We start from the raw sequence: 23147 nt of genomic DNA on the forward strand, positions 1-23147 counted from the left end.
AATTAGTTGGTGAAAAATCGCTCTACAATTTTAGAACCGATTTGATTTAATTCGATCTGAATATCATCTAAATACTCGTGTAATCCTTTATCAAAAATTGATTTGATATTTTCCGAACGTAATCGATTTAAATATACAGTTGTTGCATCCTGTGCAGAGTTCCTTGGAAGTCCTTCTTTTAATCCTGAAATTTTTTCCAATGCTTCCTGCATTTCTTGGATACAAAAGATAATCGACCTCGGGAATGTATCATTAAGAATCAAAAATTCGGCAATATCGGTTGGATCAATTTTTTTGTACTTTCGGTTATACATCTCATGTGCACTGGCAGACTTTAAAAGCGATAACCATTGTAATAAATCTAAAGTAGAACCAATGTCATGAACAGAAGGAAGAAGGATAAAATACTTCATGTCTAAGATTCGAGTGGTTTTATCTGCTCGTTCCAAAAATCTACCGAGCAACGCAAAATTCCAAACTTCATCATGGGAAATGGTCGCATCGGAACAGCCATAAAAACTTTGGCAACTCTTCCGAACTGTACTTAAAAAATCTGAAAGGTCCATGGATAATGTATCTCCATGTGCTTCCGTTGATTCCAAATACAGTTTACGATAGTTTTTCACATATAAATAAAACTCATTTAACACTTCCCACATCGAAGTAGAGATGTTTTCCCTGATCGTGCGGGCATTTTCACGTGCCTTCGACAAACACTGAAAAATGGAATTTGGATTCTCTTCATCAAATGTCATGAATCGAATCACGTTCACTGGAGTTGGATTTGAATACCTTTTCTCAAATAATTCATAATCACCAGTGGTATGCACCAACGGTAACCATTGATTGGGAACTTCTTCATTCAAATCCAAAGATAACTGATGATTGACATCGATGAAGCGGGAGTAGTTCTCCGCTCGTTCGATGTAACGATTCATCCAAAAAACAGATTCGGCTACTCTACTTAACATAAAAGCGCCTTATCCTAAAACCCAGGTGTCTTTTGAACCGCCTCCCTGGGATGAATTCACAACCAAAGATCCTTTTCGTAAAGCCACACGAGTGAGTCCACCGGGCATGACATAAATGTCCTTACCGTATAAAATGAACGGACGTAAATCCACATGCCTGGATTCGATTTTATCGGAGATCAAAGTAGGAACTGTGGATAAATTTAAAACAGGCTGCGCAATGTAGTTTCTTGGATCAGCTTTGATGAGTTCTTTAAAATCTTCTTGTTCTTGTTTTGTCGATTTTGGTCCAATGATCATTCCATATCCACCAGCACCATTGGCTGCTTTCACAACTAGGTTATGAATATTTTCCAAAACAAATTTTAAATCAGGGCCTTCGGAACAAAGGTAAGTCGGAACGTTAGGAATGATAGGATCTTCACCTAAGTAATATTTGATGATTTTTGGAACATACGAATAGATTACTTTGTCATCAGCTACGCCTGTTCCAGGTGCATTGGCAAGAGCAACATTTCCTCTTTTATATGCTTCAAAAATTCCTTTGACTCCAAGAAGCGAATCTTCTCTAAAACTAGTTGGATCCATAAACGTATCATCGATCCTTCGATATACGACATCTACTTTACGCAAACCTTTTGTTGTTTTCATATATACTTTATGGTTTTCAACTACCAGGTCTGTACCTTCGACGAGATACACTCCCATTTTTTGCGCTAAAAAGCTGTGTTCATAATAGGCCGAGTTATAAACACCAGGAGTCCAAACAGCTATGACTGGATCACTGACATCTGTTAGATTCTCTAACATTGATCTTAGATGGTATGGATAATCATATACCTGTCTTATATTTAATTTTTCAAAAAGTTCTGGAAAAGTACGTTTCATCACTTCGCGATTTTCTAAAACATAAGACACACCAGATGGGCAACGAAGGTTATCTTCCAGAACATGAAAGGCACCTGCTCCATCACGCACCAAATCGGTACCTGTGATATGGATCCAAATGTCTTTTGGAGGTTTCAGACCCATACATTGTTTTAAATATCCTGTACTCGAATCAATGATTTCGGATGGAATGATTTTATCCTTTAAGATCTTTCTTTCACTATAAATATCATTTAAAAATAAATTGAGGGCAAGGATCCTTTGTTTTAAACCTTTTTCAATATTAATCCACTCTTCACTTGGAACAATCCTTGGAATGACATCGAAGGGCATGATCCTTTCTTGTTCGCCACCATCACCATACAATGTAAAGGTGATTCCAAGTGACATTAATGCACGTTCGGCGGAACTACTACGTTTGAGTAATTCAATTCCACCTAAACTTTCCATTTTTGTTTTCACAAAATCATAACTTTTACGTGGAAATCCTTCATTTGAAAACATCTCATCATAAATATTTTTTGCGCTATAGTCTGCGATAAACATGGGTTGGCCTCTGCTAACTTAAGTAGCAATATTTGTACCAAATGGAAAAAATGTCGGGAAACCAGGACTCTACACATGATCCGACATAAGTCAGGAAGTATTGGGAACAATCATGCTGAATTACTAAGCAATCATAAATAACTCAAGTGAGTGTTGTATGATTACTACACAGAATGATTATGTTTCGTTAGATTGGTTGTGAGGGAGGGGGAGATTTTTTTTCTTTTTCTCTACTTTTAGGAGGAATTCGTACAAGAGAGATCGAAAAAAGAGAAAAAATGGGAATATTTCAAAACTTTTTTTCTGAAACCACTGGTTCCATGATTCATACCGAGAGTGTTTGGGCCGTAAAATGGATCGAAATACCTTCTTTGCTAGTTGAGAGGGATTCGAGTTTCCGGGAGTTTTGGCCACCACTCGCGAGAAATGAAAATTTTTCCCCACTTGTTTACGGTAAGAATCCCAAAAATAATCAAAAGCATGTTTGGATGCACCATACAATCCATACCCTGGTGTTGGATAAAAAGAAACTTCTGAACTAACAAGGATGATGTGAAGCCCAACTGAAATCAAATTGGTTAATCTTTGAATCGCAAAAATGGGGCCAAGGGAGTTTGTTTGGAACAAATATTTGAGCCCTGCCCAATTTTCCTTTTCATCCTCAGCATAAGAAAATTGTTCGGAATTGATAATGAAGATGTCAATTTTATCGAGAGTTTCAATTGCTGATTCAATCAATCGTTCGATTTGATCTGGTTTACATGGATCAATTTTGTATTTTTGAAGATTCACATGGTTTGGAATTACTTCTGGATTGATGTCACCAACAACCACCAAGGCTCCTTCACCAAGCAATAACGACAATAGTTCCTTTCCTAAGGGAGAAGAACCATTGGTTAATACAATTTTTTTAGAAGCAAGTTTCATACGGATGTCAGTTAATTTATGTTAATTGAGAGATGGATCCTTTGTATGGTCTACAAAGTATTTGTAAATTCCACCTTTACTCCGTAGAGCTTCTTTCCAAATTACTTCTGATTCATCTTCTTTAAATACAATGGAATCATCTACCAAATCAGAAACTACCCAAGACAGGCGATCAAATTCACTTTCTAACTGTCCGGAAGACCAACCTGCATACCCTTGTAAGACTCGAAATTGGATTTGATCTGAAGATAATACTTCTAACATAGTATCAAAACTTCGCGCCATATAAATTCCTGGTACCACTTCCACACCTGGATCAGCTGTTTGTTTTCCATTATGTAAAATGGAAACAAACAGATTGTCAACAGGTCCGCCAGCATACACTGGTTTGTTGGAATGTACAGTATCAGGTAAATTTTTAATCAAGGATTCCATGGTCTGGTCAGTTGGTTTATTGAGTACCAAACCAAAAGCTCCGTCATCATCATGATCAACCATAAGGACAACGGATTTATGAAAAAAATCCTGAATCACACTAGAATTGGAAATCAGTAACTTCCCACGAGTTGAATCAGGATTTTCTGTCATTATTTTTTGCCGTGTATTTCTTCTAAAATTTTATATGCCACTTCTAATGTTTTGATATCAGAGTCACCTTTCACCATTGGTTCAGATTCGCCTTTGATACATTTTACAAAGTGTTCATGTTCTTGTTTGAGAGGGTTGTCTTTGTGAACAAAGATTTTTTCCACAATGGATTCTTGCCTGTATTTGATTTCTCCACTTCCCAATTGAGTTGTTGAACTTGCTTGTCTATGCAATTCAATCTCTTGGTTGGTGAAATCTAAAAATACGTAAGAATCTTTTTGTGAAATATTGAGTGTTCGTATTTTTGCTTGGGAGGAGCGTGAAGCATTTAAAGAAGCAACACATCCATTTGCAAATTTCAGAACAACAGTCGCTACATCTTCATGATTGGACACAATGGAAGATCCAACTGCCTTTACTTCTGTCACTTCAGACTTCACTAAGTTGAGTACGATGTCGATATCATGAATCATCATATCGAGAACAACACCAACATCAGTGATACGACTATTATAAGGAGCAATTCTTCTGGATTCGATGAGAATTGGATGTTCGGCAATTTTACCGAGTTCCAAAACAGCACCATTGAATCGTTCCACATGGCCCACTTGTAATATCAAGTTGTTTTGTTTTGCCAAGTTTACAAGTTCTTTGGCTTCTTCCACCGTTTGAGAGATTGGTTTTTCTACCAAAACATGTTTCTTTTCAGTGAGCGCCTGTTTGGCGATCTTGTGATGTAAAAAAGTAGGTGCCGCAATGATGATTGCATCAGTTTCCTTTAATAAATCTTCAATCGTACCAAATGCTTTTGTTTTATGTTTCTCAGCAATTTGGGTGGCACGTTCTGCACTGGCATCAAATATCCCGATGAGTTCAGCATCAGTTAATTGTTTGGCAACGTTTACGTGGTACTGGCCCATATGGCCTGTACCAATGACTCCGAGTCGGACTTTTTTCTCCATAGATGCTCTCAATATTTAAAAGGATTAGCGGAAAAACAACTTCGATTTTCCCCCGCTGCCGACCTTTTCGCCAGACTCACGGGCAAATTCTTCCATTAATTCCTTCTGTTTTTTAGAAAGTTTCTTAGGAATTTCGACTTTGATGATGACATGTTGGTCTCCCTTTCCATAGGAACCAAGGTATGGGATCCCATGTCCTTTTAAGCGGAAGATCTGTCCACTTTCGGTTCCTTCCGGGATTTTGAGTTGGATGGTTTTTCCATCAATCGAAGGCACTTCAATCTCTCCACCAAGGCAAGCCATCGATAAAGAAATCGATTTTTGGACAATTAGGTCGTTTCCTTGGCGTTCAAAGACTGGGTGTTTTTTGATATGAGTGACAACATACAAATCACCACTTGGTCCACCATTGGGACCGGATTCCCCTTCACCAGATACTTTGAGCCGGCTTCCCGATTCCACTCCCGCAGGGATTTTGATATGAATGGTTCGTCTTTTCTCTGTTAGGCCTTCACCTTTACAAGTTTTACAAGGATTGGAAATGACTTTTCCTTTTCCTTTACAACGTGGGCAAGTGGTCGTCACACTAAAAAATCCTTGGGTCCTTCTCACTTGGCCTGTTCCCGAACAATCAGGACAAACGGTTGGTGACGATCCTTTGGAAGCACCGGAACCCGTACAATCGACACAAGTTTCAAGTCTTGGGATTTCGATTTTATACTCTTTTCCAAGAGCAGCGTCTTCTAAACTGACTTCTAAATTATAACGGAGATCTGATCCCCTTTGAGGACCAGACCTTCTTCCACCACCGCGGCTACCGCCACCACCTCCGCCTCCAAAAAATTCACTGAAGATATCACCAAAGTCTCCAAAGATATCGGAGAAGTCGGTATAAGCACCAGCTCCATACCCTCCTCCTGCACCTGCATTCACACCAGCTTTCCCAAATTGGTCATATGCTTGGCGTTTTTGCGGATCGCGTAACACTTCGTAGGCTTCTGTTGCCTCTTTGAATTTTTCTTCCGCTTCTTTATCACCCTTATTTTTATCAGGGTGATATTTGATGGCTAACTTACGATAGGCGCTCTTGATCTCATCATCAGAGGCACCTTTCGAAACGCCTAATACTTCGTAGTAACCACGGTCGCTCATTGTTTTACTTCTTTATCTCTATTTATTTTTTGTCTTCGTCAACCACAGTGTAATCAGCATCGACTACCTTCTCGCCATTTGCGTCAGTTCCACTTGCACCTTGGCTTGCACCGGCACCAGCTTCTGCACCAGGAGCTCCTTGTTCAGGACCTGCTTGGCTATAGATTTTTTGTCCGATTTGCATTGCAACTTGTTGGATCGAGTCTCTAGATGCTTTCATACGTTCGAGGTCACCAGATTCCATGGCTTCACGGCCGCGTTTGATTTCGTCCTGTGCTCTTTGTTTTTCTGATTCGTCGAGTTTGTCAGCAGATTCACCAATGGTTTTTTCCAATTGGTAAACAATGGCTTCCAATTCGTTTTTCGTGTCAGCCGCTTCGCGAAGTTTTTTATCTTCTTCAGCGTGAGCTTCTGCATCTTTCACCATCTTTTTGATTTCTTCTTCAGAGAGTCCAGAAGATGATTCAATACGAATCTTTTGTTCTTTGCCAGTTCCCAAATCTTTTGCAGACACGTGAACGATACCGTTCGCATCAATATCAAATGTCACTTCGATTTGAGGAACACCTCTTGGTGCTGATGGAATTCCCACTAAGTCAAATCGACCGAGAGTTCGATTGGCACTTGCCATTTCTCGTTCCCCTTGTAATACGTGAACGGAAACAGTTGTTTGGTTGTCTGCCGCAGTGGAAAACACTTGTGATTTTCTTGTAGGAATGGTTGTGTTTCTTTCGATGAGTTTTGTCATCACACCACCGAGAGTTTCAATCCCAAGTGAAAGTGGAGTTACATCGAGTAACAATACATCGGTTACATCACCTGCAAGAACTCCCCCTTGGATCGCAGCACCTACGGCTACCACTTCGTCAGGGTTTACAGATTTGTTTGGTTCTTTACCAAAAATTTCTTTTACAAGAGCTTGCACAGCAGGGATACGAATGGATCCACCCACAAGGATGACTTCATCGATTTCACTTGCAGAAAGTCCTGCATCTTTTAATGCATTGATGCAAGGAATACGAGTTCTTTCCACAAGAGATCTTGTGATTTCGTCAAACTTTGCTTTGGTGAGTGTCATATCCAAATGTTTTGGACCGGATGCATCTGCTGTGATGAAGGGAAGGTTGATTTGTGTGGAAGACGTTCCAGACAACTCGATTTTTGCTTTTTCAGCAGCTTCTTTCAATCGTTGTACTGTGTTTTTATCTCCAGAAATATCAATTCCTGTTTGTTTTTTGAATTCGTCGATCATCCACTGCATGACCACGTTATCAAAGTCATCACCACCAAGGTGAGTGTCACCGTTTGTGGATTTTACTTCGAATACTCCGTCGCCAAGCTCTAGGATCGAAACGTCAAACGTTCCACCACCTAAGTCATATACGGCGATCTTTGCATTGGTTTTTTTCTTATCAAATCCATACGCAAGAGCTGCGGCAGTTGGTTCGTTAATGATACGTTCTACTTCAAGTCCAGCAATACGACCTGCATCTTTTGTAGCTTGTCTTTGTTCGTCATTGAAGTATGCAGGAACCGTTACCACTGCCTTTTTTACTTCATGGCCAAGAAAATCTTCTGCTGTTTTCTTCATTTTTTGAAGTACACGAGCCGCAATTTCTTGTGGAGTGAATTCACCAGAAACAGTTTCGAATTTGACACCGTCATTTCCAGCACGGATCACTTTGTAGGATACCATCTTTGATTCGTCACCGGCTTCGTTAAAACGACGACCGATAAAACGTTTCGCAGAACGAATGGTATTCACAGCATTTGTAATTGCCTGGTTTTTTGCAAACTGACCTACAATGGTTTCACCCTTTGCAGTAAAAGCAACAATCGAAGGAGTGGTTCTTGCCCCTTCCGAGTTTTGAATGACAACTGGATCACCACCTTCCATTACCGCCACACATGAGTTAGTGGTTCCTAAATCGATACCTATGATTTTTTCCTTAGACATAGTCTTTCTCCTTCTTACTTATATTAACTTTGTGGTTTTCCCACTTTTACACGTGCAGGACGAATGGATTGTTTGCTTTCACCTTCTTCATGGTAATAACCAGCTTGGTAGGTTTCGACAACTGTCTCTTCCGTAAATTCTGCACTTTCCTCGGAAGCAATTGCTTCCATGAGCATAGGGTCAAACGGTTGTCCTTTTGGATCCAAACGTTTGATTCCTTCTTTTTCCAAAACGGAATAAAATTCCTTTTGTACCATCTTGATCCCTTCAACAAAGGCGACTACTTCTGGTGTTTGGTTTGGAACATTTGATACACGTTCCAAATTGTCCAAAGCACCTGTGAGTCCTTCCGCAAACTTTTTGATGGATTCTTTCCTAGCATTCAACAAGTCGTTTGCTGTTCTACGTTTGTAGTTTTGAAACTCCGCACGTTCTCTTAGCCAGGAATCTTTTAAGGACTCGATTTCTTTTTTAGCGTTATCGAGTTCTTTTTCAGCACCTTCTACCGCTTGTTCAATGGCCTCATCTGAAATGGTCTGCCCTTCTTCGACTTGCACATTTTGATCTTCTAGGGATTGGTTCGTTTCTTCTGCCATTTCGCCTCCTACTACCTGCTCAATTTCGTTATCATTTCTGAAACTAACTTTGAAGTGAACTCAATCAAAGGTAATGCTTTGTTGTAATTCATCCTCTGAGGACCTATGATTCCCATGGAACCAATCCTCTTTTCACCCATACGGTAATTGGTTGTGATGATGGTAACACCACCTAACTTCTCATTGCCGTCTTTTCCGATAATCGTGTATACACCATCCATCGGAACATAATCGCTAAAAAATTCTTTGAGGAACTGTTTTTCATCAAATAGATGCAGGATGTTTTCTAATTGCTCCTCTTCATCCTTAAAGTTTTCGTATAAGTTTTTCAATCCATCGATATACAAGTTATCAACAGAATGACTATCTGTTCCCATAGCCCTTGCAATAGAAGGTGCGAACAAAGTGAATCCTTCTGGACCTTCCTTTTTCAACATCATCTGAGGGATCAGATTACTTTGAATTTCATGAACATCAAAACCTTTGACGTTATCATTCAAATACCTTGAAATTTGGTACAAGGTCTCCTGTGAGATATGAAAATCGAAAAAGATATTTCGATTCAGCACAGTACCTGACCGCATCACAAGGATCATCAGAACTTCTCCACCATTGACATGGATGAGTTCAATGTGTTTGAGTGTATCCAAAGATCCTTCCGGACCAAGAACCACACTCGCTGATTGCGAAAGAGAAGCTAATACCTTGGAGGTTGCGATGAGAACTTGGTCCAATCGAAATTGCATCCGAAGATACTCTTCCTGGATCCTTTGTTTCTCACGCATCGTGAGCTCAAATAGAGTCACAAGGCTATCCACATACAACCGATACCCTCGTTCCGTTGGCACACGGCCCCCAGAGGTATGTCGGGCCACAATGAAACCCATGTCCTCTAGTTCCGCAAGGCAGGAACGAATGGTAGCTGGTGAAAGGCCGATATCGTATTTTTCAGAAAGGGTTTTGGAGCCGACAGGTTTGTTGTCTGAAACAAACTCCTCAACCAATGCTTTCAAAATGGAACGATGTCTAGGGGAAAGGTCCATAGCCTCCAAGCTCTTCCTTTAGCACTCTGATGATTAGAGTGCTAATCTATGCTTAAAGTTTACGAATTCCCATTTTTTTCGTCAAGCAAGATGCTGATCCAAGGGGCGAAATTTAGCAGACTTTCTGGCAAACTGCTAATTTTTTTCAGACAGGGTAGACTTGGATCCGGTTCCTTCCGTGATTTTTTGCCTGGTAGAGGGCAATGTCAGCAAATTTGAGAACTTCTTCGGGCTTTTGGATCGGGTGAACCTTGGTGTAACCAATGCTTAAGGTGATGTTCAAATAATAATTATCAAAAATAAAAAACCGGTGGGTTTCCACAGATTCGCGGAGCCGGTCGAGGACAATGGTGGCCCCTTCTGTTGTGGTATCAGGTAGGATACATCCAAATTCCTCGCCACCAAGCCTTCCGACGGTGTCTTCTTCGCGGAGGCAATCCACAAAGATATTGGCCATTTTTTTTAAGACCAAATCCCCGATGTCATGCCCGTAAGTATCATTGATCACTTTGAAATGGTCAATGTCCATCACCGCAAGGACAGATTCACGGTTACGTCGTTTGACGGTAGCAATCGTTTTTTGTAAGGTGTCGGCAAAGGATCGACGGTTTGGTAACATCGTGAGTTCGTCCATATAGGCCAAACGTTTCAAACTATTGATGAGAACATTTTTTTGTTCTTCTAGTCGCCTACGTTCCCGAACATCTCGAATGATGGCAGCATAGTATTCTTTGTTCTCATTTTGGATGGTAAAGGCACGAATTTCCACAGGAATCGTACCTTTTGGTTTTGTGATGAGTTCTAATTCTTTTAAAAAACCTGCTATGTAATGTGCTTCATTCGAGCTAACAAAGGATTCAATCGAAGATTGTTCTCCTTTTTCATTCGGTGGGAACAAAAAGGAAAATGTTTTTCCGTATAACTCTTCTTCTGTATAACCAGTTAATGTTTGTAAGGCTACATTACTAAATAAAATCTTTTGGTTGGTATCCAAAACGACAATCGAATCAATCGATTGGGAAACTATTTCCTTTGACAATGCCTCTGTATGAAACTCATTCATTTCCCCAAATTTCCCCATTTGCTTTTTCACTTCGGAATGAATCCCGCCACTTATGGATATGACGAAAATTAATCTCAGGTTGGTTCACCCTGAACTCTTTTTTCGGCAAAACCTTCATTGGTTTTGGATTCAGACTCTGATACCAATAAGCAACAGAGATCAAATCTAAGGTCAAGGAATTTGCATGACCATGTTCGAGTAAGAATAGGAAATTTTTTTCAAAACGAATAGGGGATTCTACCCAAAATCGATACAAATGGGTTTTACCCAACCAACCGATGGAATCGGATACTCTCGGATAACCAAAATAAGGATGCATAAACACTTCTTTGGGGGACCAAGCGGTATTAAACACATCTTCGGTTCCTGTTCCTTTTAGTGTAGCGGTTGTTTGGTTCCCATCGATAAAAATTAAATCATCTCCTTCGCCATACCAAAGAGGTGTCGGTGAATCGACATACAGATTGAGGCCAATGAACTGACCTTTTCCTTCTGTTTCGAGGACAGTAAAATAATTTTCCTTTTTGAATTTTGTTCTTTCCATCTCTCCAAGGAGTGACCATTCATTTTCCCTTTGGTTCGAAGTGTTCGGTTTGGTGATACTTCGGTTCCACTCGGCATGAAAACGGAGTGGTGAGTCGAGAGGTGATTTCCATTCTTCATAATCGATATAAAAATAAAAATTGGTAATGTCTTCTTCCGATTCGTTTTCAATTTCAATTTTAGCTCCCGATTCAAATGGCATCGGAAAATAGGAGTTCATTGATTTACCTTTTTTGGGAGCAGCAACGAGTGGCAAAGAATTGAGTATGTATTCTTCTCCCCAGCCTTGGCCAAAAAATTCACCTAACGGAACGTTCACGGAAGGATATGTATGGTTGTCCCAAGTCATTCGAATGACGGCATTTTTTCGTGCCATTGGGTCTTTACTTGCCAATGTCATCCAGATGTGTTTGATGATCCCACGGCCTTTGATTTCGGCAATGGTCACAGTTTTCTTTTTGGGAATTTTGATGAAATCATCATTTCCCTCTGTGGGATCAGAACTGGAGATCCGTTTGTTTTGGTAGGTTTTTTCCTTCCAAATGGTTGCATCCCACCCATCGGCTAACATCTGTGTTGTGAATGAAACGAGTATGATGAAAAATAGATACATCGAAACAAACGAACGGAAACCTACCTTTTGACTCGTATGGCAAATCGGATGGAGTTTCCTTTCCTTTTTGAATGGGAAATTATTTTCCGTTTTGTTTTGGACGAACTTACGGATTTGATTATAAATCAGCAAAATGTTTGGGAAAGAATATAACATACGATTCGCTCTACGTTACAGCTTTCTCATAAACCAAAGGAAAATCCCTGCCTGTACGAGTGACTGTAAAAAAATTTCAAATAATACATACAAATGGATGGAAACAGAAATCTCGGAGATCATAAACACCATTCCTTCCACACTACCGACAGCTGGGGATATGGCCGCAAGACCACCAAGGACAGTCCGCATCCAAACGAGTACAAACATTTGTTTGCCGAAACTTTGTTCCCGAAACCAATCCCAAATGAGATGGATAAAACTCACAATAAGGATTGCTTGGAAAACAAGAGCAGGCAAAAGCCAAGCCATCGCTCTAGACCAAGCGGCTCCATCTACCGATGTAATTAAAAACAAAGGGAAGACTGCAGACTCACCTTCATAATACCCTTTCATCACCAATTGAAAGTAGGGGATGGAAACAAACAGATAAGCCAAAAGATGGCTGAAAATAAACTGAATTGTGATTTTAATCTTCGGATTCATGTTAAAGTTGTCCAATAAGGTAAGCTTAACATGATGAAATCAGAACTCAAGGCAAAACTGCAACGGACCTTTCCAAAAGCCAAAACGGTATCATCGGGAAGGTTGTTTACTCGTCAGTTGAGTAACCTTGTGGATGATTCCCTACGTAGTGTTTTTTTGGAAGTTTCCAATGGAATTCCTATCAAAGACCATCTTTGTCTCATTGCAGTGGGTGGGTATGGAAGACGGGAACTTGCTCCCTATTCTGATATTGATCTTTTATACCTTCATGATGGAAAACTTTCTGACAAAGTTTTAAGCGAAATCATCTCCAAAATCAATACCTTCTTATATAACAATGATAAGGAAGTGGGACATAGTTGCCGCACGATCAAAGAATCGTTTTTATACTTAAACCAAATTGAAACCTACCATGCAGTGCTCGATGCGCGGTTTTTGGTTGGTTCCGAACTTCTGTTTCAAAAGTTCAAAACTGATTTCCTTGGAAAAATTCCTGAAAAAACCATCAAAGAATACAATGAATGGAAACTTTCTTATCTTAGAGAAAGGATCATCAATTCCTACAATCCCATTCTTTTATCCGAACCCAATATCAAAAATGATCCATTGGGCTTACGCGACATCCAACAAATGTATTGGATCGAAAAAACAAATCCCCTCGCCGATAGTGCAGACGGTGGGATTTTTGATTTTTATTTGATTGGTGATAGTTTAACTTTATTATCCGCTTACGATTTTTTACTCTTAGCAAGATCCGCACTCCACATCATTAGCGGTCGCAAAAATGACAGATTGGATTTGGGATTACAAGCTGAGGTGGCTGAATTTTTAGGATTCGGTCCAAAAAATGAAATCAAAACCTTAGAACGATTTATGAGCCAATTCTACAAGGCACAAAAGGATGTGTATTTTTATATTGGAACCTACTTGGATGAAAAAACAAATCTCAACAAAAAACGGATCCATAAAGAACTTTCCAATCCAGACACTCTTTATGATGACATCATCCAATTTTTTGCAGAGTCCCAAAAGAATGAAGAAGAACCATCTCGGATTGATTTAAACGAAATTCGATTTGCATCCCATTTTTTGGATGATGATTTCAAAAATCAAAAATCAGTCCTCGACTGTTTTTTAGGGATGCTTCGCCATAAAAAACGGATTGGTCATACTCTCACTCTGATGCACGAATGTAATGTGTTAGGGAAACTCATTCCAGAATTTGGAGCTTGCACCAATTTTCCACTGTTTAGTTACCACCACCAGTACACGGTTGACGAACACACTTTACTCATCTTACGAGAGTTAGATGTATTGATTGCCGATTTGTGGGAAGACCCGCAAGTGCAAGAAGTATTCAATGTATGTGAAAAAATCGAAATTTTGGCTCTTGCCATCCTCATCCACGATGCAGGAAAAGTAAAGGAAGGAGACCATTGCCAATACGGTGCCGAACTTGCCCTCATCATTGCGGAACGATTCCGATTGTCTGAGGAAGACACCGAACTTTTACGATTTTTGGTCGCAGAACATATCGTCATGTCAGAATTATCATCCAAACGTGATATTTATGACCCAAATCTCATTTCATCATTTGCAAAACAATTTTCAAATGAAAACACATTACGTTTGTTATATATAATGACCATCATTGATACAAAATCAGTTGGGCAATCCGTCCTCACGAATTGGAAAAAAGAAATTTTACATTTTTTGTTCACCTCAACTCTCACTTACTTACAAAACAAAACCAATGTTTCAGATACCCAAGAAAGAATCGAAACCACTTTGGAAACCTACCTAGTAGAAAAAGAAGGTCTCACCGCCGAACAGGCAGAACAAATTGTAAACTTTGGAATGCAAATCCGACCCAGTTCTTATTTGAACTATAATACCCCACGCAGGGTTTACCAACATTTTGTATTGTTACATGAATGGTTTGGCTCTGGTGCCAGGTTTCGTTTGATATCTGAAAAGGAACCAGCTTTTGTCACTTTATCGATTTTTGCGAACGCAGACAAACGAATGTTACTGTATCTTTCGGGAATTATTTCCTCTCTTGGATTGAATTTGGTAGGACTTAGGCTTTTTCGAACTGAAAACGAACATCTGATCTTACAGGCACAAATCACGGATGAATTTGGAAGTGGAGAGATCGCAGAACAACAAATATTCGAAATTGAATCCGCTCTCGGTGAATGTATCGATGGGATTGTGAACATAGAGGATTTGGCATCCACAACCAATATTTGGAAAACATTACCTCAAATCCCAGACGGAATGGTAGAAGAATTGGTGAAGTTTGCCAATGATTTGTCGGAAACATATTCTGTATTAGAAGTAAGAGTCCCCGACTCAATCGGGTTAGTGTATCGAATTTTAAAATCTTTAATTGATTTTGAACTGGAAGTAATCTTTGTTAGAATCTCAACCAGTGCTGATTTTGCATATGACTCCTTTCATATCCAAACCAAAAATGGTAAAAAAATAGAAGATACAGGACTTCTGCTGGCGATCAAAGAAAAAATTCTCTCAGTCGCAAGAGTCAAAGAAAACCAAGGTATCATGGAGATTAGTTTTTAATATGGCATGGTGGAAAGAAGCAGTCATCTATCAAATTTATCCACGTAGTTTCCAAGATTCCAATGGAGATGGCATCGGCGATTTAGAAGGAATCATCCAACGATTGGATTATTTAGCAGGTTCCAGAGATTCTCTTGGAATCGATGCCATTTGGTTATCTCCTGTGTATCCTTCTCCCATGTTTGATTTTGGATATGATATTTCAGATTACGAAGAAATTGATCCAGTCTTTGGTGACATTCAGACCTTTAAACGTCTGTTAAAGGAAGCACACAAACGTGGAATCCGTATTATCATGGATTTAGTGGTCAACCATACATCTCATTTACACCCATGGTTTATTGAATCTAGATCATCTGTCAATAGCCCCAAACGGGATTGGTACATTTGGAAAGAACCAAGTCATAATGGTCCGCCGAATAATTGGTTAGGTGCATTCGGTGGTTCTGGTTGGGAATATGACAAACGAAGTGGTGAATATTATTTCCATTCTTTTTTAAAAGAACAACCAGATCTCAATTGGCGTAATCCCGATGTAGAGGATGCCATTTTCCGAATGATGAAATATTGGCTCGATATGGGAGTTGATGGGTTTCGTTTGGATGTTGTGAATCTATACGTCAAAGATGAATTCTTTCGAAACAATGCATCCTATTTTATGAAAGGCCCAAGGCCTTACGACAAACAAGTACATACCTACGACCGTGACCGTCCTGAAATGCATGGAATATTGCGAAGGATGCGTAAACTTTTAGATTCCTATTCCGATAAACGTATGTTTGTTGGTGAGATCATGCAAGATTTTCCGGGAAATGTGTTGTTACCCGCCACCTATTGTGGCCGTAACGACGAACTCCACCTTGCTTTCAATTTTATGTTTTTGTTTTCACCATGGAAAGCAGAACGGTTTTTCCAGATTGTGAAAGATTTTGAATCTGCGTTAGGTGATGACAATTGGCCCAATTATACTTTGTCGAACCATGATTTCCCTCGTCACATCACTCGGTATGAAAAAGGAGAACATACTTTAGACCGTGCCAGGCTTGCCGCCTGTATGATGTTAACGTTACGAGGAACACCTTTTCTGTATTACGGCGAAGAGATTGGAATGAAACGCCAAAAAGTTCCCTTTAACAAAATCCAAGACCCTGTGGGAAAACGGTATTGGCCATTCCATCCCGGTCGAGATCCCGAAAGAATTCCCATGCCTTGGGACGGGTCTGAGACCACAGGTTTTACCACGGGAAAACCTTGGTTACCTCTCTACACAGAAGCTAACACAATCAATGTGGATGCACAAAAACAAAACCCCGATTCCCTGTTTTATACCTATAAGAAACTACTCCAAATCCGAAAGGATCGTAAGTCCCTCCGGAAAGGAAAATTAAAGATTTTACTTAGCGCCGACAAACAAGCATTATACTACAGACGTAGGGACGGCAAGGAAGAAACGTATATCTTTTTAAACTTTTCCTCCAAACCTGTCAGTGTTTCGTATCCAAGAAAATGGAGTTTGAATGAAATTTTATTTAGTTCTAAAAATCGAGATGCCTCGTTTGAATTAGATAAGGAGCTCGATACTGGCGATTTGGTTTTGTTGCCGAATGAGGCTGTGATTTTCGGGAATTAAGGAAAGTCTATTCAACGCTATCTTTCCACTTTTGTCCTTTTTAGATAAGTCTAACAAAAGAAGGAAAGGATATCTGATACAATCGACTCTTCGATAAACTTAGTGTCAATGAGGCAATGTGATAGCAGAATGTCTTTAATTGAGAATTAGAAGCATTCGTTTAAACTGTTGACAATAATCAATTGGGGAATTCGCTGGCATTAGATGCGCACGATGATGGTAAATACATTGATCAGTCGATTTGCAGTCTTGTTGCTGTCCATCGTATTCGTCAGTACAAACACTGAGGGATATGCATCCAATCTTGAACCGTACCAAAACCATACTTCTTACAAACATAGTAGTTTATGCGATTTTTCTTATACCATTCAAGAAATAAGCGAATCAAATGAAGAAGAATCGGAAATCAATGCTAATCGCAATCAAATAACAAATGATTCATTTGTTTCCTTCGTTAACCTTTCTATACATTTCGAACCTGAATTAATTCTCATACCATACTTTTTTGCTTCTTCGCATCTTTCCACTAGTAACCTTAAAGACCGCGCTCCCCCCATCTCCACTTAACATAAAATTTCATTCAAAAGAAATCGCAGGATTTAATGCGATCGGTGATATTTAAAATTTTAACTAACTTTCGTTAGTTCTTTTGGGGACACAATGAATCTTTTAATCGAGATCAAGCATTCTTTTTTGACTAGAATACTTTATACAGTATTTTTAATTTCGTTTCTTTTCCTGATCAATTGTCATGGACAAAATCATGAAGACAAAAATTCACTTATGGCAACATATCCTTGGAAACAGGATGTAACAATTGATAAAAACTATGTGGCACAAGTGAAAGCAATCCAACGTATCGAAGTAAGAGCCTTCGAAAAGGGATATCTAACACAGATTTATATGGATGAAGGAAGGGTTGTCAAAAAAGGACAAAAGTTATTCCAAGTGATGCCAATGCTTGTTAATGCACAATACGACAAAGCCAAAGCTGAGTATGAATCCACACAAATTGAATACGAAAACACTGAGAAATTATTTAAAGAAAATGTAGTTTCTCAAACTGAACTTTCACTCATCAAAGCACGTTTAAAGAAAAATAAAGCCGCCATGGAATTGGCACAAGTCCATTTGAATTTAGCAACTGTGACAGCACCTTTTACGGGAATCACGGATCGATTCCAAGTCCGGCTCGGGAGCTTGGTGGAAGAAGGAACTTTATTAACGACCATCTCTGATATTTCCAAACTTTGGGTCTATTTCAATGTTTCGGAAAAAGATTATTTGAATTTTTCGAATGCAAGAAGATCCGGAGACAAACCATTAAAGGTAAAATTTCTGATGGCAAATGGAGAATTTTTCCAACAGGAAGGAATCGCCGACACAATTGAAGGTGAATTCGATAGTGAGACAGGCACCATTCCATTTCGTGCCACGTTTCCAAATCCAAACAGACTATTACGTCATGGAGAAACCGGAAATGTTGTGGTAAAAGAAAGTTTAAAAGATGCTCTTCTCATTCCTCAAAAAGCAACATTCGAAGTATTAGATAAACGTTATGTTTATACCATTTCTAGTAAAGGAATTCTAAAAACAAAAGAAATTAAAATCTCTAATGAAATCCCACACTTGTTTGTTGTCGAATCCGGTATTACTGAAACCGACATCATCCTTTTAGAAGGGCTTGGTAAAGTACATGATGGTGATACTATAAAGTTTAAAATCGAAGCTCGTGAAAATATCATGAAAAGTTTCGAGTTATCGGCTCACTAGGAGATCATTGTATGTTTACAAAATTTCTCCAGAGACCAGTTCTCGCTATCGTTATTTCCGTATTAGTTGTGTTTGTTGGTTTAATATCAATTAAAAACATTCCCGTTTCGCAATTTCCAGAGATCGCACCACCTCGAGTCACTATAACACTTTCCTTTCCTGGTGCTAGTGCACAAGTATTGGTCCAATCAACAATAACGACATTAGAACAAGCAATCAATGGTGTTGCTGGTATGCGCTATATGATTTCTTCTTCCACAAGTTCCGGAGATGCAATCATCCAAGTTTTATTTGAACCAGGAACCAATCCGAATGATGCTCTCGTACAAGTAAAAACACGAGTGGATCAGATGATGTATCGTGTTCCCGAGTTAGTACGTTTGGAAGGTATCTTTGTTCAGCCAGTACAACCGAGTATGCTATTGTATGTAAACTTATATAGCAAAGATCCAAATGCGAGTGAAAAATTTTTATACAATTATGCGACCGTGTTTTTGTTACCGGAGTTAAAAAGGATTCATGGTATAGGCCAAGCTAAAATCTTAGGAACAAGGCAATACGCAATGCGTGTATGGCTCAATCCCGACCGAATGCGTGCGTACAATGTAACAACTGCCGAAGTTATGAAGGCAATTGAAAACCAAAGTATCATTGCAAGGCCTGGTCGCCTTGGCCAAAGTTCTGGAAAACAAGCGCAATCACTTGAATATACCTTAACCTATGAAGGTTGGTTCAATGAACCTGGGCAATATGAAAATATCATCATCCGTGCTAAAAATGGAGGTGAGTTACTTTATCTCAAAGACATATCGAAAGTAGAACTCGATAGTGAATTTTATAATATTTATTCTGATGTCGATGGTCACCCCGCCGCTGCGATCATGTTCAAACAAACGGAAGGGAGTAATGCGAAGGATGTCATCGAAGATATCAAGGCAAAGTTAGAAGAACTCAAACAAACTTTTCCCCCAGAAATGGATTACAAACTCAGTTATGATGTCTCAAACTTCATTGATGCTGCGATTGAAAAAGTAATACATACTCTTATAGAAGCTTTTGTACTAGTGGCAATCGTCGTATTTATCTTCTTAGGTGATTGGCGTTCCACTTTAATTCCAATCATTGCTGTACCTGTATCCCTCATTGGAGCCTTCTCGTTTATGATGGCACTTGGACTGACCATCAATTTAATCACTCTCTTTGCCATGGTACTTGCCATTGGTATTGTCGTTGATGATGCAATTGTCGTAGTCGAAGCCGTTCACGCAAAGATGGCCGAAGATCATCTTAGCGTTTATTTTTCCGTCAAAGCAGTATTAGGTGAAATTAGCGGAGCCGTAATTGCGATCACCCTACTCATGACAGCAGTGTTTGTCCCAGTGACTTTTTTACCTGGTCCAGTAGGAGTTTTTTACAGACAATTTGCAATCACAATGGCAACGTCTATCGTCCTTTCTGGTTTAGTCGCTTTAACATTAACTCCTGTCCTCACGGCAATGATCTTAAAGCCTCATAGTCATCACAAAAAAGCACGAAATCCAATTGATCTCTTCTTAGAAAAATTTAATTTTTATTTTGAGATTGTTACTGATAGATATGTGAACTTGATGAAACGTTTTTCAGGTTCAAAAGTATTTATCGTTTCTCTATTACTCTTTTTTTCCCTTGGATTTGTTCTATTATCACAGTTTGTTCCTTCAGGATTTGTTCCAGGAGAAGACCAAGGGATGATCTATGCGGTCATCCAAACTCCTCCTGGATCGACAATCGAGAAAACAAATGATGTCGCAAGGAAACTTCAAGAGATCGCGTTGAAGATAGAAGGAGTTGATTCCGTTGCCTCTCTTGCTGGTTACGAAATCCTCACAGAAGGTGAAGGATCCAACGCTGGAACTTGTCTCATCAGTTTAAAAGATTGGTCCGATAGAAAAAATTCTGTCCACGATGTATTGGAAGAATTGGAGCACAAAACAAAAAATTTTGGAGCTATCGTAGAGTTCTTTGAACCACCAGCAGTTCCTGGTTTTGGTGCGGCTGGTGGAGTCATGTTTCGTTTGCTTGATAAAACCAATAGTGGTGATTATACCGCTTTTGACAAAGTGCATGAAGAGTTTATGGCTGAACTTAAAAAAAGAGAAGAGTTAACTGGACTATTTTCTTTTTATTCTGCCAAGTTCCCTCAACTTGAAGTAAAGTTGGATCGAAAACTTGCCATGCAAAAGGGAGTCAACATTGGGGAAGCCATGGACAACCTAGACATCCTCGTAGGAAGTACTTACGAACAAGGATTCATTCGATTCAATCAGTTCTTTAAAGTATACGTTCAGTCCTCTCCCGAATTCAGAAGGTTACCTTCCGATATCCTTGGTTTGTTCACACCGAATGACAAAGGTGAGATGGTTCCTTACTCTTCCTTTATGACATTGGAACAAAAACAAGGAGCCAATGAGATTACCAGATACAATGCATACACTTCTTCAGTGATCAATGTATTACCAAGTGATGGTTATACAACGGGGGATGTGATCAAAGCCATTCGAGAAGTATCGAAAACTCTTCCCAAAGGATTTGAAGTTGGTTGGGAAGGCTTATCTTATGATGAAGCGTCTCGAGGAAATGAAGCAATATACATTTTCATTGTCGTAATAGTTTTCGTTTATTTAGTGTTATCTGCCCAATATGAAAGTTTTATCATACCATTTTCGGTCATCTTTTCACTTCCACCAGGTATCTTTGGTTCCTTTTTCTTATTACGTTTGTTAGGACTAGCCAATGATATTTATGCCCAGATTGGAATGATTATGTTAATCGGACTACTTGGTAAAAATGCGGTTTTAATAGTCGAGTTTGCCAGACAAAGACAAGAAGCAGGCCTTAGTGTATTTGATGCTGCGCTTGAAGGAGCAAAAGCAAGGTTTCGACCAATCTTAATGACTTCATTTGCTTTTATTGCAGGACTCATTCCTCTCGTTGTTGCAACGGGTCCTGGAGCAATTGCTAACCACACTATTGGTGCCTGTGCGTTAGGTGGAATGTTATTTGGAACTATTTTTGGTGTGATCGTAGTCCCAGGACTTTATATCATCTTTGCCAACATTGCAAAAGGCAAAAGCCTAATTTACCACGAGGACCATATGCCACTTTCGGAATCGGACGTGAGTTACCAGAATTCAGAAATCGAACGTAAAAAAAATAGAAAGACAAGGAAGGAAATCAAATGAAACGGATCATCATCACATTCATAGTTTTATGGAATATTTCCTGTATTCCCGCGCTTTACGAAAGAGATAAGGAAGATTTACAACTTCCAGAACAATTTCAAAATTGGGAGTCCTCTGAAAAAGCGATTAAGTTACAAACTGAAATTTGGAACCAATTTTTTAATGAACCACAATTGATTTCATTGATTGAGATTGCTATAAAAAACAATCAGGAACTTGAAGTTCTAGAACAGGAAATCAGTATCGCAAATAACGAAGTTTTTGCAAGGCAAGGGGAATACTTACCAAAATTATCTTTACAAGCCGATGTTGGAAGCGAACAGAAAGAAAGATTTAGTACACCTAACGCAAATTCTCCGACTTTGTTTGCACACGGTGGACTCGTTATGAGTTGGGAAATTGACATTTGGAAAAAACTAAGAAACGCTACAAAATCTGCATACCTTAGATATTTAGCAAGTATAGAAGGAAAACGTTTTGTTGTGACCAACTTAGTTGCAGAAATTTCGGATACGTATTTTGAATTGAAGGCACTCGACAACCAACTCACCCTCATTCAAAACTATATCGAAGTTTTATCCCAAGTAAAGGAAATCGTCGTATTACAAAGAGAAGCTGGTAGAACCACTTCTCTTGCTGTCAAACGATTCGAAGCCGAGGTTTCCAAAAACCTAGCACGTAAATACGATATCGTTCAAAGGATTGCAATCACTGAAAATCGACTTAATTTCTTATTAGGAAGGTTTCCAGAAAAAATCAACCGTACTTCAGATGATTTTTTAGAAATCACACTCCCTGAAATCCAAAAATCTGTTCCCATTGATCTTCTTGAGAATCGACCCGATATCAAACAAGCCACTCTGATTTTAGAATCTCGAAAATTGGATATCGAAGTGGCTAGAGCAAGATTTTATCCATCACTTTCCATTGATGGCAATATTGGTTATGAAGTGTTTAATTCCAAACATTTTAAAGGAACACCAGTTTCGCTCGCTTATGGATTAGGTGGAGGGATCATCGCACCACTCATCAACAGAAAAGCAATAGAAGCCAATTATGCAACGGCAAATAACTTACAAATCCAAGCCGTTTACAATTATGAAGTCTCACTCCTAAAAGCCTTTACAGAAGTGACCAATCAAATTGTAAAAATCAAAAATCTCTCACAGAAGTTTGAAGCAAAAAACAAACAGGTGCAGAATTTAAAAGAATCAGTAGAAATCTCCAATATCCTCTTCAAAGCAGGAAGGATAGACTACATTGATGTTTTGTTTAGCCAGAGGGATTTTCTGGAAGCACAAGTGGAAGCCTTTGAACTAAAGTACAGTTTACTTGAATCTAATATTGGTTTGTATAAAGCACTCGGTGGTGGTTGGCGAGGCCAAAACGAACAAGACAGCGAACGAAAGAACGGGACATTTTAATTATATCCCCGCTTTCCACATCCAT

17 protein-coding genes are annotated in these 23147 nt (G+C 39.2%); 5 read left to right on the forward strand and 12 right to left on the reverse strand.

All coding sequences use genetic code 11. The annotated features are described in order from the left end of the window. Positions 1–2: 2 nt before the first annotated feature. The 12 genes from LEPBI_RS16530 to LEPBI_RS16585 form a co-directional block, all read right to left on the reverse strand. Positions 3–971: an alpha-E domain-containing protein gene (locus LEPBI_RS16530; protein WP_012390293.1), complete on the reverse strand. Its 969-nt coding sequence runs from the start codon at positions 969–971 to the stop codon at positions 3–5. A 9-nt stretch (positions 972–980) separates the two neighbouring features. Then, positions 981–2405, reverse strand: a complete 1425-nt coding sequence (locus tag LEPBI_RS16535; protein WP_012390294.1) for a circularly permuted type 2 ATP-grasp protein — start codon at positions 2403–2405, stop codon at positions 981–983. A gap of 177 nt (positions 2406–2582) precedes the next feature. Continuing rightward, the gene (locus LEPBI_RS16540) at positions 2583–3332 is read right to left on the reverse strand and encodes an SDR family NAD(P)-dependent oxidoreductase (RefSeq protein WP_012476457.1); all 750 of its coding nucleotides are present in this window, start codon (positions 3330–3332) and stop codon (positions 2583–2585) included. A gap of 21 nt (positions 3333–3353) precedes the next feature. Further along, a complete protein-coding gene (locus tag LEPBI_RS16545; protein WP_012390296.1) occupies positions 3354–3920 on the reverse strand; it encodes a YqgE/AlgH family protein in 567 nt (188 codons plus the stop codon). Then, positions 3920–4882 (reverse strand): Gfo/Idh/MocA family protein, encoded by a 963-nt coding sequence (locus LEPBI_RS16550; RefSeq protein WP_012390297.1) that lies wholly within the window; start codon positions 4880–4882, stop codon positions 3920–3922. Before LEPBI_RS16550 ends, LEPBI_RS16545 begins: the two co-directional genes overlap by 1 nt. Before the next feature lie 24 nt (positions 4883–4906). Continuing rightward, positions 4907–6034 (reverse strand): molecular chaperone DnaJ, encoded by a 1128-nt coding sequence (gene dnaJ, locus LEPBI_RS16555; protein WP_012390298.1) that lies wholly within the window; start codon positions 6032–6034, stop codon positions 4907–4909. A gap of 22 nt (positions 6035–6056) precedes the next feature. Next, positions 6057–7991: a molecular chaperone DnaK gene (gene dnaK / locus LEPBI_RS16560; RefSeq protein ID WP_012390299.1), complete on the reverse strand. Its 1935-nt coding sequence runs from the start codon at positions 7989–7991 to the stop codon at positions 6057–6059. A 23-nt stretch (positions 7992–8014) separates the two neighbouring features. Next, positions 8015–8587 carry a nucleotide exchange factor GrpE gene (gene grpE / locus LEPBI_RS16565; protein ID WP_012390300.1) on the reverse strand — a complete coding sequence of 191 codons (573 nt, stop codon included), beginning with the start codon at positions 8585–8587 and terminating at the stop codon, positions 8015–8017. A gap of 11 nt (positions 8588–8598) precedes the next feature. Beyond that, positions 8599–9630, reverse strand: a complete 1032-nt coding sequence (gene hrcA, locus LEPBI_RS16570; RefSeq protein ID WP_012476458.1) for a heat-inducible transcriptional repressor HrcA — start codon at positions 9628–9630, stop codon at positions 8599–8601. 145 nt (positions 9631–9775) lie between these two features. Continuing rightward, positions 9776–10693 (reverse strand): sensor domain-containing diguanylate cyclase, encoded by a 918-nt coding sequence (locus LEPBI_RS16575; protein WP_012390302.1) that lies wholly within the window; start codon positions 10691–10693, stop codon positions 9776–9778. Beyond that, the gene (locus tag LEPBI_RS16580; RefSeq protein ID WP_012390303.1) at positions 10686–12005 is read right to left on the reverse strand and encodes a glycoside hydrolase family 172 protein; all 1320 of its coding nucleotides are present in this window, start codon (positions 12003–12005) and stop codon (positions 10686–10688) included. The genes LEPBI_RS16575 and LEPBI_RS16580 overlap by 8 nt, the downstream gene beginning before the upstream one ends. Before the next feature lie 15 nt (positions 12006–12020). Further along, positions 12021–12491, reverse strand: coding sequence for a hypothetical protein (locus LEPBI_RS16585; RefSeq protein WP_012476459.1), 471 nt, complete (start codon positions 12489–12491; stop codon positions 12021–12023). A 30-nt stretch (positions 12492–12521) separates the two neighbouring features. Between LEPBI_RS16585 and LEPBI_RS16590 the strand changes: the two genes are divergently transcribed. From LEPBI_RS16590 to LEPBI_RS16615, 5 genes are all read left to right on the forward strand, one after another. Beyond that, complete coding sequence (locus LEPBI_RS16590) at positions 12522–15074, forward strand: [protein-PII] uridylyltransferase family protein (protein ID WP_012390305.1); 2553 nt, start codon at positions 12522–12524, stop codon at positions 15072–15074. Position 15075: 1 nt separating this feature from the next. Further along, positions 15076–16704 (forward strand): glycoside hydrolase family 13 protein, encoded by a 1629-nt coding sequence (locus tag LEPBI_RS16595; protein ID WP_012390306.1) that lies wholly within the window; start codon positions 15076–15078, stop codon positions 16702–16704. A gap of 660 nt (positions 16705–17364) precedes the next feature. Beyond that, on the forward strand, positions 17365–18477 hold the full coding sequence (locus tag LEPBI_RS16605; protein ID WP_012390308.1) for an efflux RND transporter periplasmic adaptor subunit: 1113 nt from the start codon (positions 17365–17367) through the stop codon (positions 18475–18477). Positions 18478–18488: 11 nt separating this feature from the next. After that, complete coding sequence (locus LEPBI_RS16610; protein WP_012390309.1) at positions 18489–21698, forward strand: efflux RND transporter permease subunit; 3210 nt, start codon at positions 18489–18491, stop codon at positions 21696–21698. Then, entirely contained in the window at positions 21695–23122 is a 1428-nt protein-coding gene (locus LEPBI_RS16615; RefSeq protein ID WP_012390310.1) for a TolC family protein, read from the forward strand. The genes LEPBI_RS16610 and LEPBI_RS16615 overlap by 4 nt, the downstream gene beginning before the upstream one ends. Positions 23123–23147: the final 25 nt, after the last annotated feature.

Source organism: Leptospira biflexa serovar Patoc strain 'Patoc 1 (Paris)' (genome assembly GCF_000017685.1).
GTDB lineage: Bacteria > Spirochaetota > Leptospiria > Leptospirales > Leptospiraceae > Leptospira_A > Leptospira_A biflexa.

Excerpts from the sequence above, each read along its gene's own strand:
- LEPBI_RS16530 (WP_012390293.1), bottom strand. The coding sequence starts at position 971 with ATGTTAAGTAGAGTAGCCGAATCTGTTTTTTGGATGAATCGTTACATC.
- LEPBI_RS16535 (WP_012390294.1), bottom strand. The coding sequence starts at position 2,405 with ATGTTTATCGCAGACTATAGCGCAAAAAATATTTATGATGAGATGTTT.
- LEPBI_RS16540 (WP_012476457.1), bottom strand. The coding sequence starts at position 3,332 with ATGAAACTTGCTTCTAAAAAAATTGTATTAACCAATGGTTCTTCTCCC.
- LEPBI_RS16545 (WP_012390296.1), bottom strand. The coding sequence starts at position 3,920 with ATGACAGAAAATCCTGATTCAACTCGTGGGAAGTTACTGATTTCCAAT.
- LEPBI_RS16550 (WP_012390297.1), bottom strand. The coding sequence starts at position 4,882 with ATGGAGAAAAAAGTCCGACTCGGAGTCATTGGTACAGGCCATATGGGC.
- dnaJ (WP_012390298.1), bottom strand. The coding sequence starts at position 6,034 with ATGAGCGACCGTGGTTACTACGAAGTATTAGGCGTTTCGAAAGGTGCC.
- dnaK (WP_012390299.1), bottom strand. The coding sequence starts at position 7,991 with ATGTCTAAGGAAAAAATCATAGGTATCGATTTAGGAACCACTAACTCA.
- grpE (WP_012390300.1), bottom strand. The coding sequence starts at position 8,587 with ATGGCAGAAGAAACGAACCAATCCCTAGAAGATCAAAATGTGCAAGTC.
- hrcA (WP_012476458.1), bottom strand. The coding sequence starts at position 9,630 with ATGGACCTTTCCCCTAGACATCGTTCCATTTTGAAAGCATTGGTTGAG.
- LEPBI_RS16575 (WP_012390302.1), bottom strand. The coding sequence starts at position 10,693 with ATGAATGAGTTTCATACAGAGGCATTGTCAAAGGAAATAGTTTCCCAA.
- LEPBI_RS16580 (WP_012390303.1), bottom strand. The coding sequence starts at position 12,005 with ATGTTATATTCTTTCCCAAACATTTTGCTGATTTATAATCAAATCCGT.
- LEPBI_RS16585 (WP_012476459.1), bottom strand. The coding sequence starts at position 12,491 with ATGAATCCGAAGATTAAAATCACAATTCAGTTTATTTTCAGCCATCTT.
- LEPBI_RS16590 (WP_012390305.1), top strand. The coding sequence starts at position 12,522 with ATGATGAAATCAGAACTCAAGGCAAAACTGCAACGGACCTTTCCAAAA.
- LEPBI_RS16595 (WP_012390306.1), top strand. The coding sequence starts at position 15,076 with ATGGCATGGTGGAAAGAAGCAGTCATCTATCAAATTTATCCACGTAGT.
- LEPBI_RS16605 (WP_012390308.1), top strand. The coding sequence starts at position 17,365 with ATGAATCTTTTAATCGAGATCAAGCATTCTTTTTTGACTAGAATACTT.
- LEPBI_RS16610 (WP_012390309.1), top strand. The coding sequence starts at position 18,489 with ATGTTTACAAAATTTCTCCAGAGACCAGTTCTCGCTATCGTTATTTCC.
- LEPBI_RS16615 (WP_012390310.1), top strand. The coding sequence starts at position 21,695 with ATGAAACGGATCATCATCACATTCATAGTTTTATGGAATATTTCCTGT.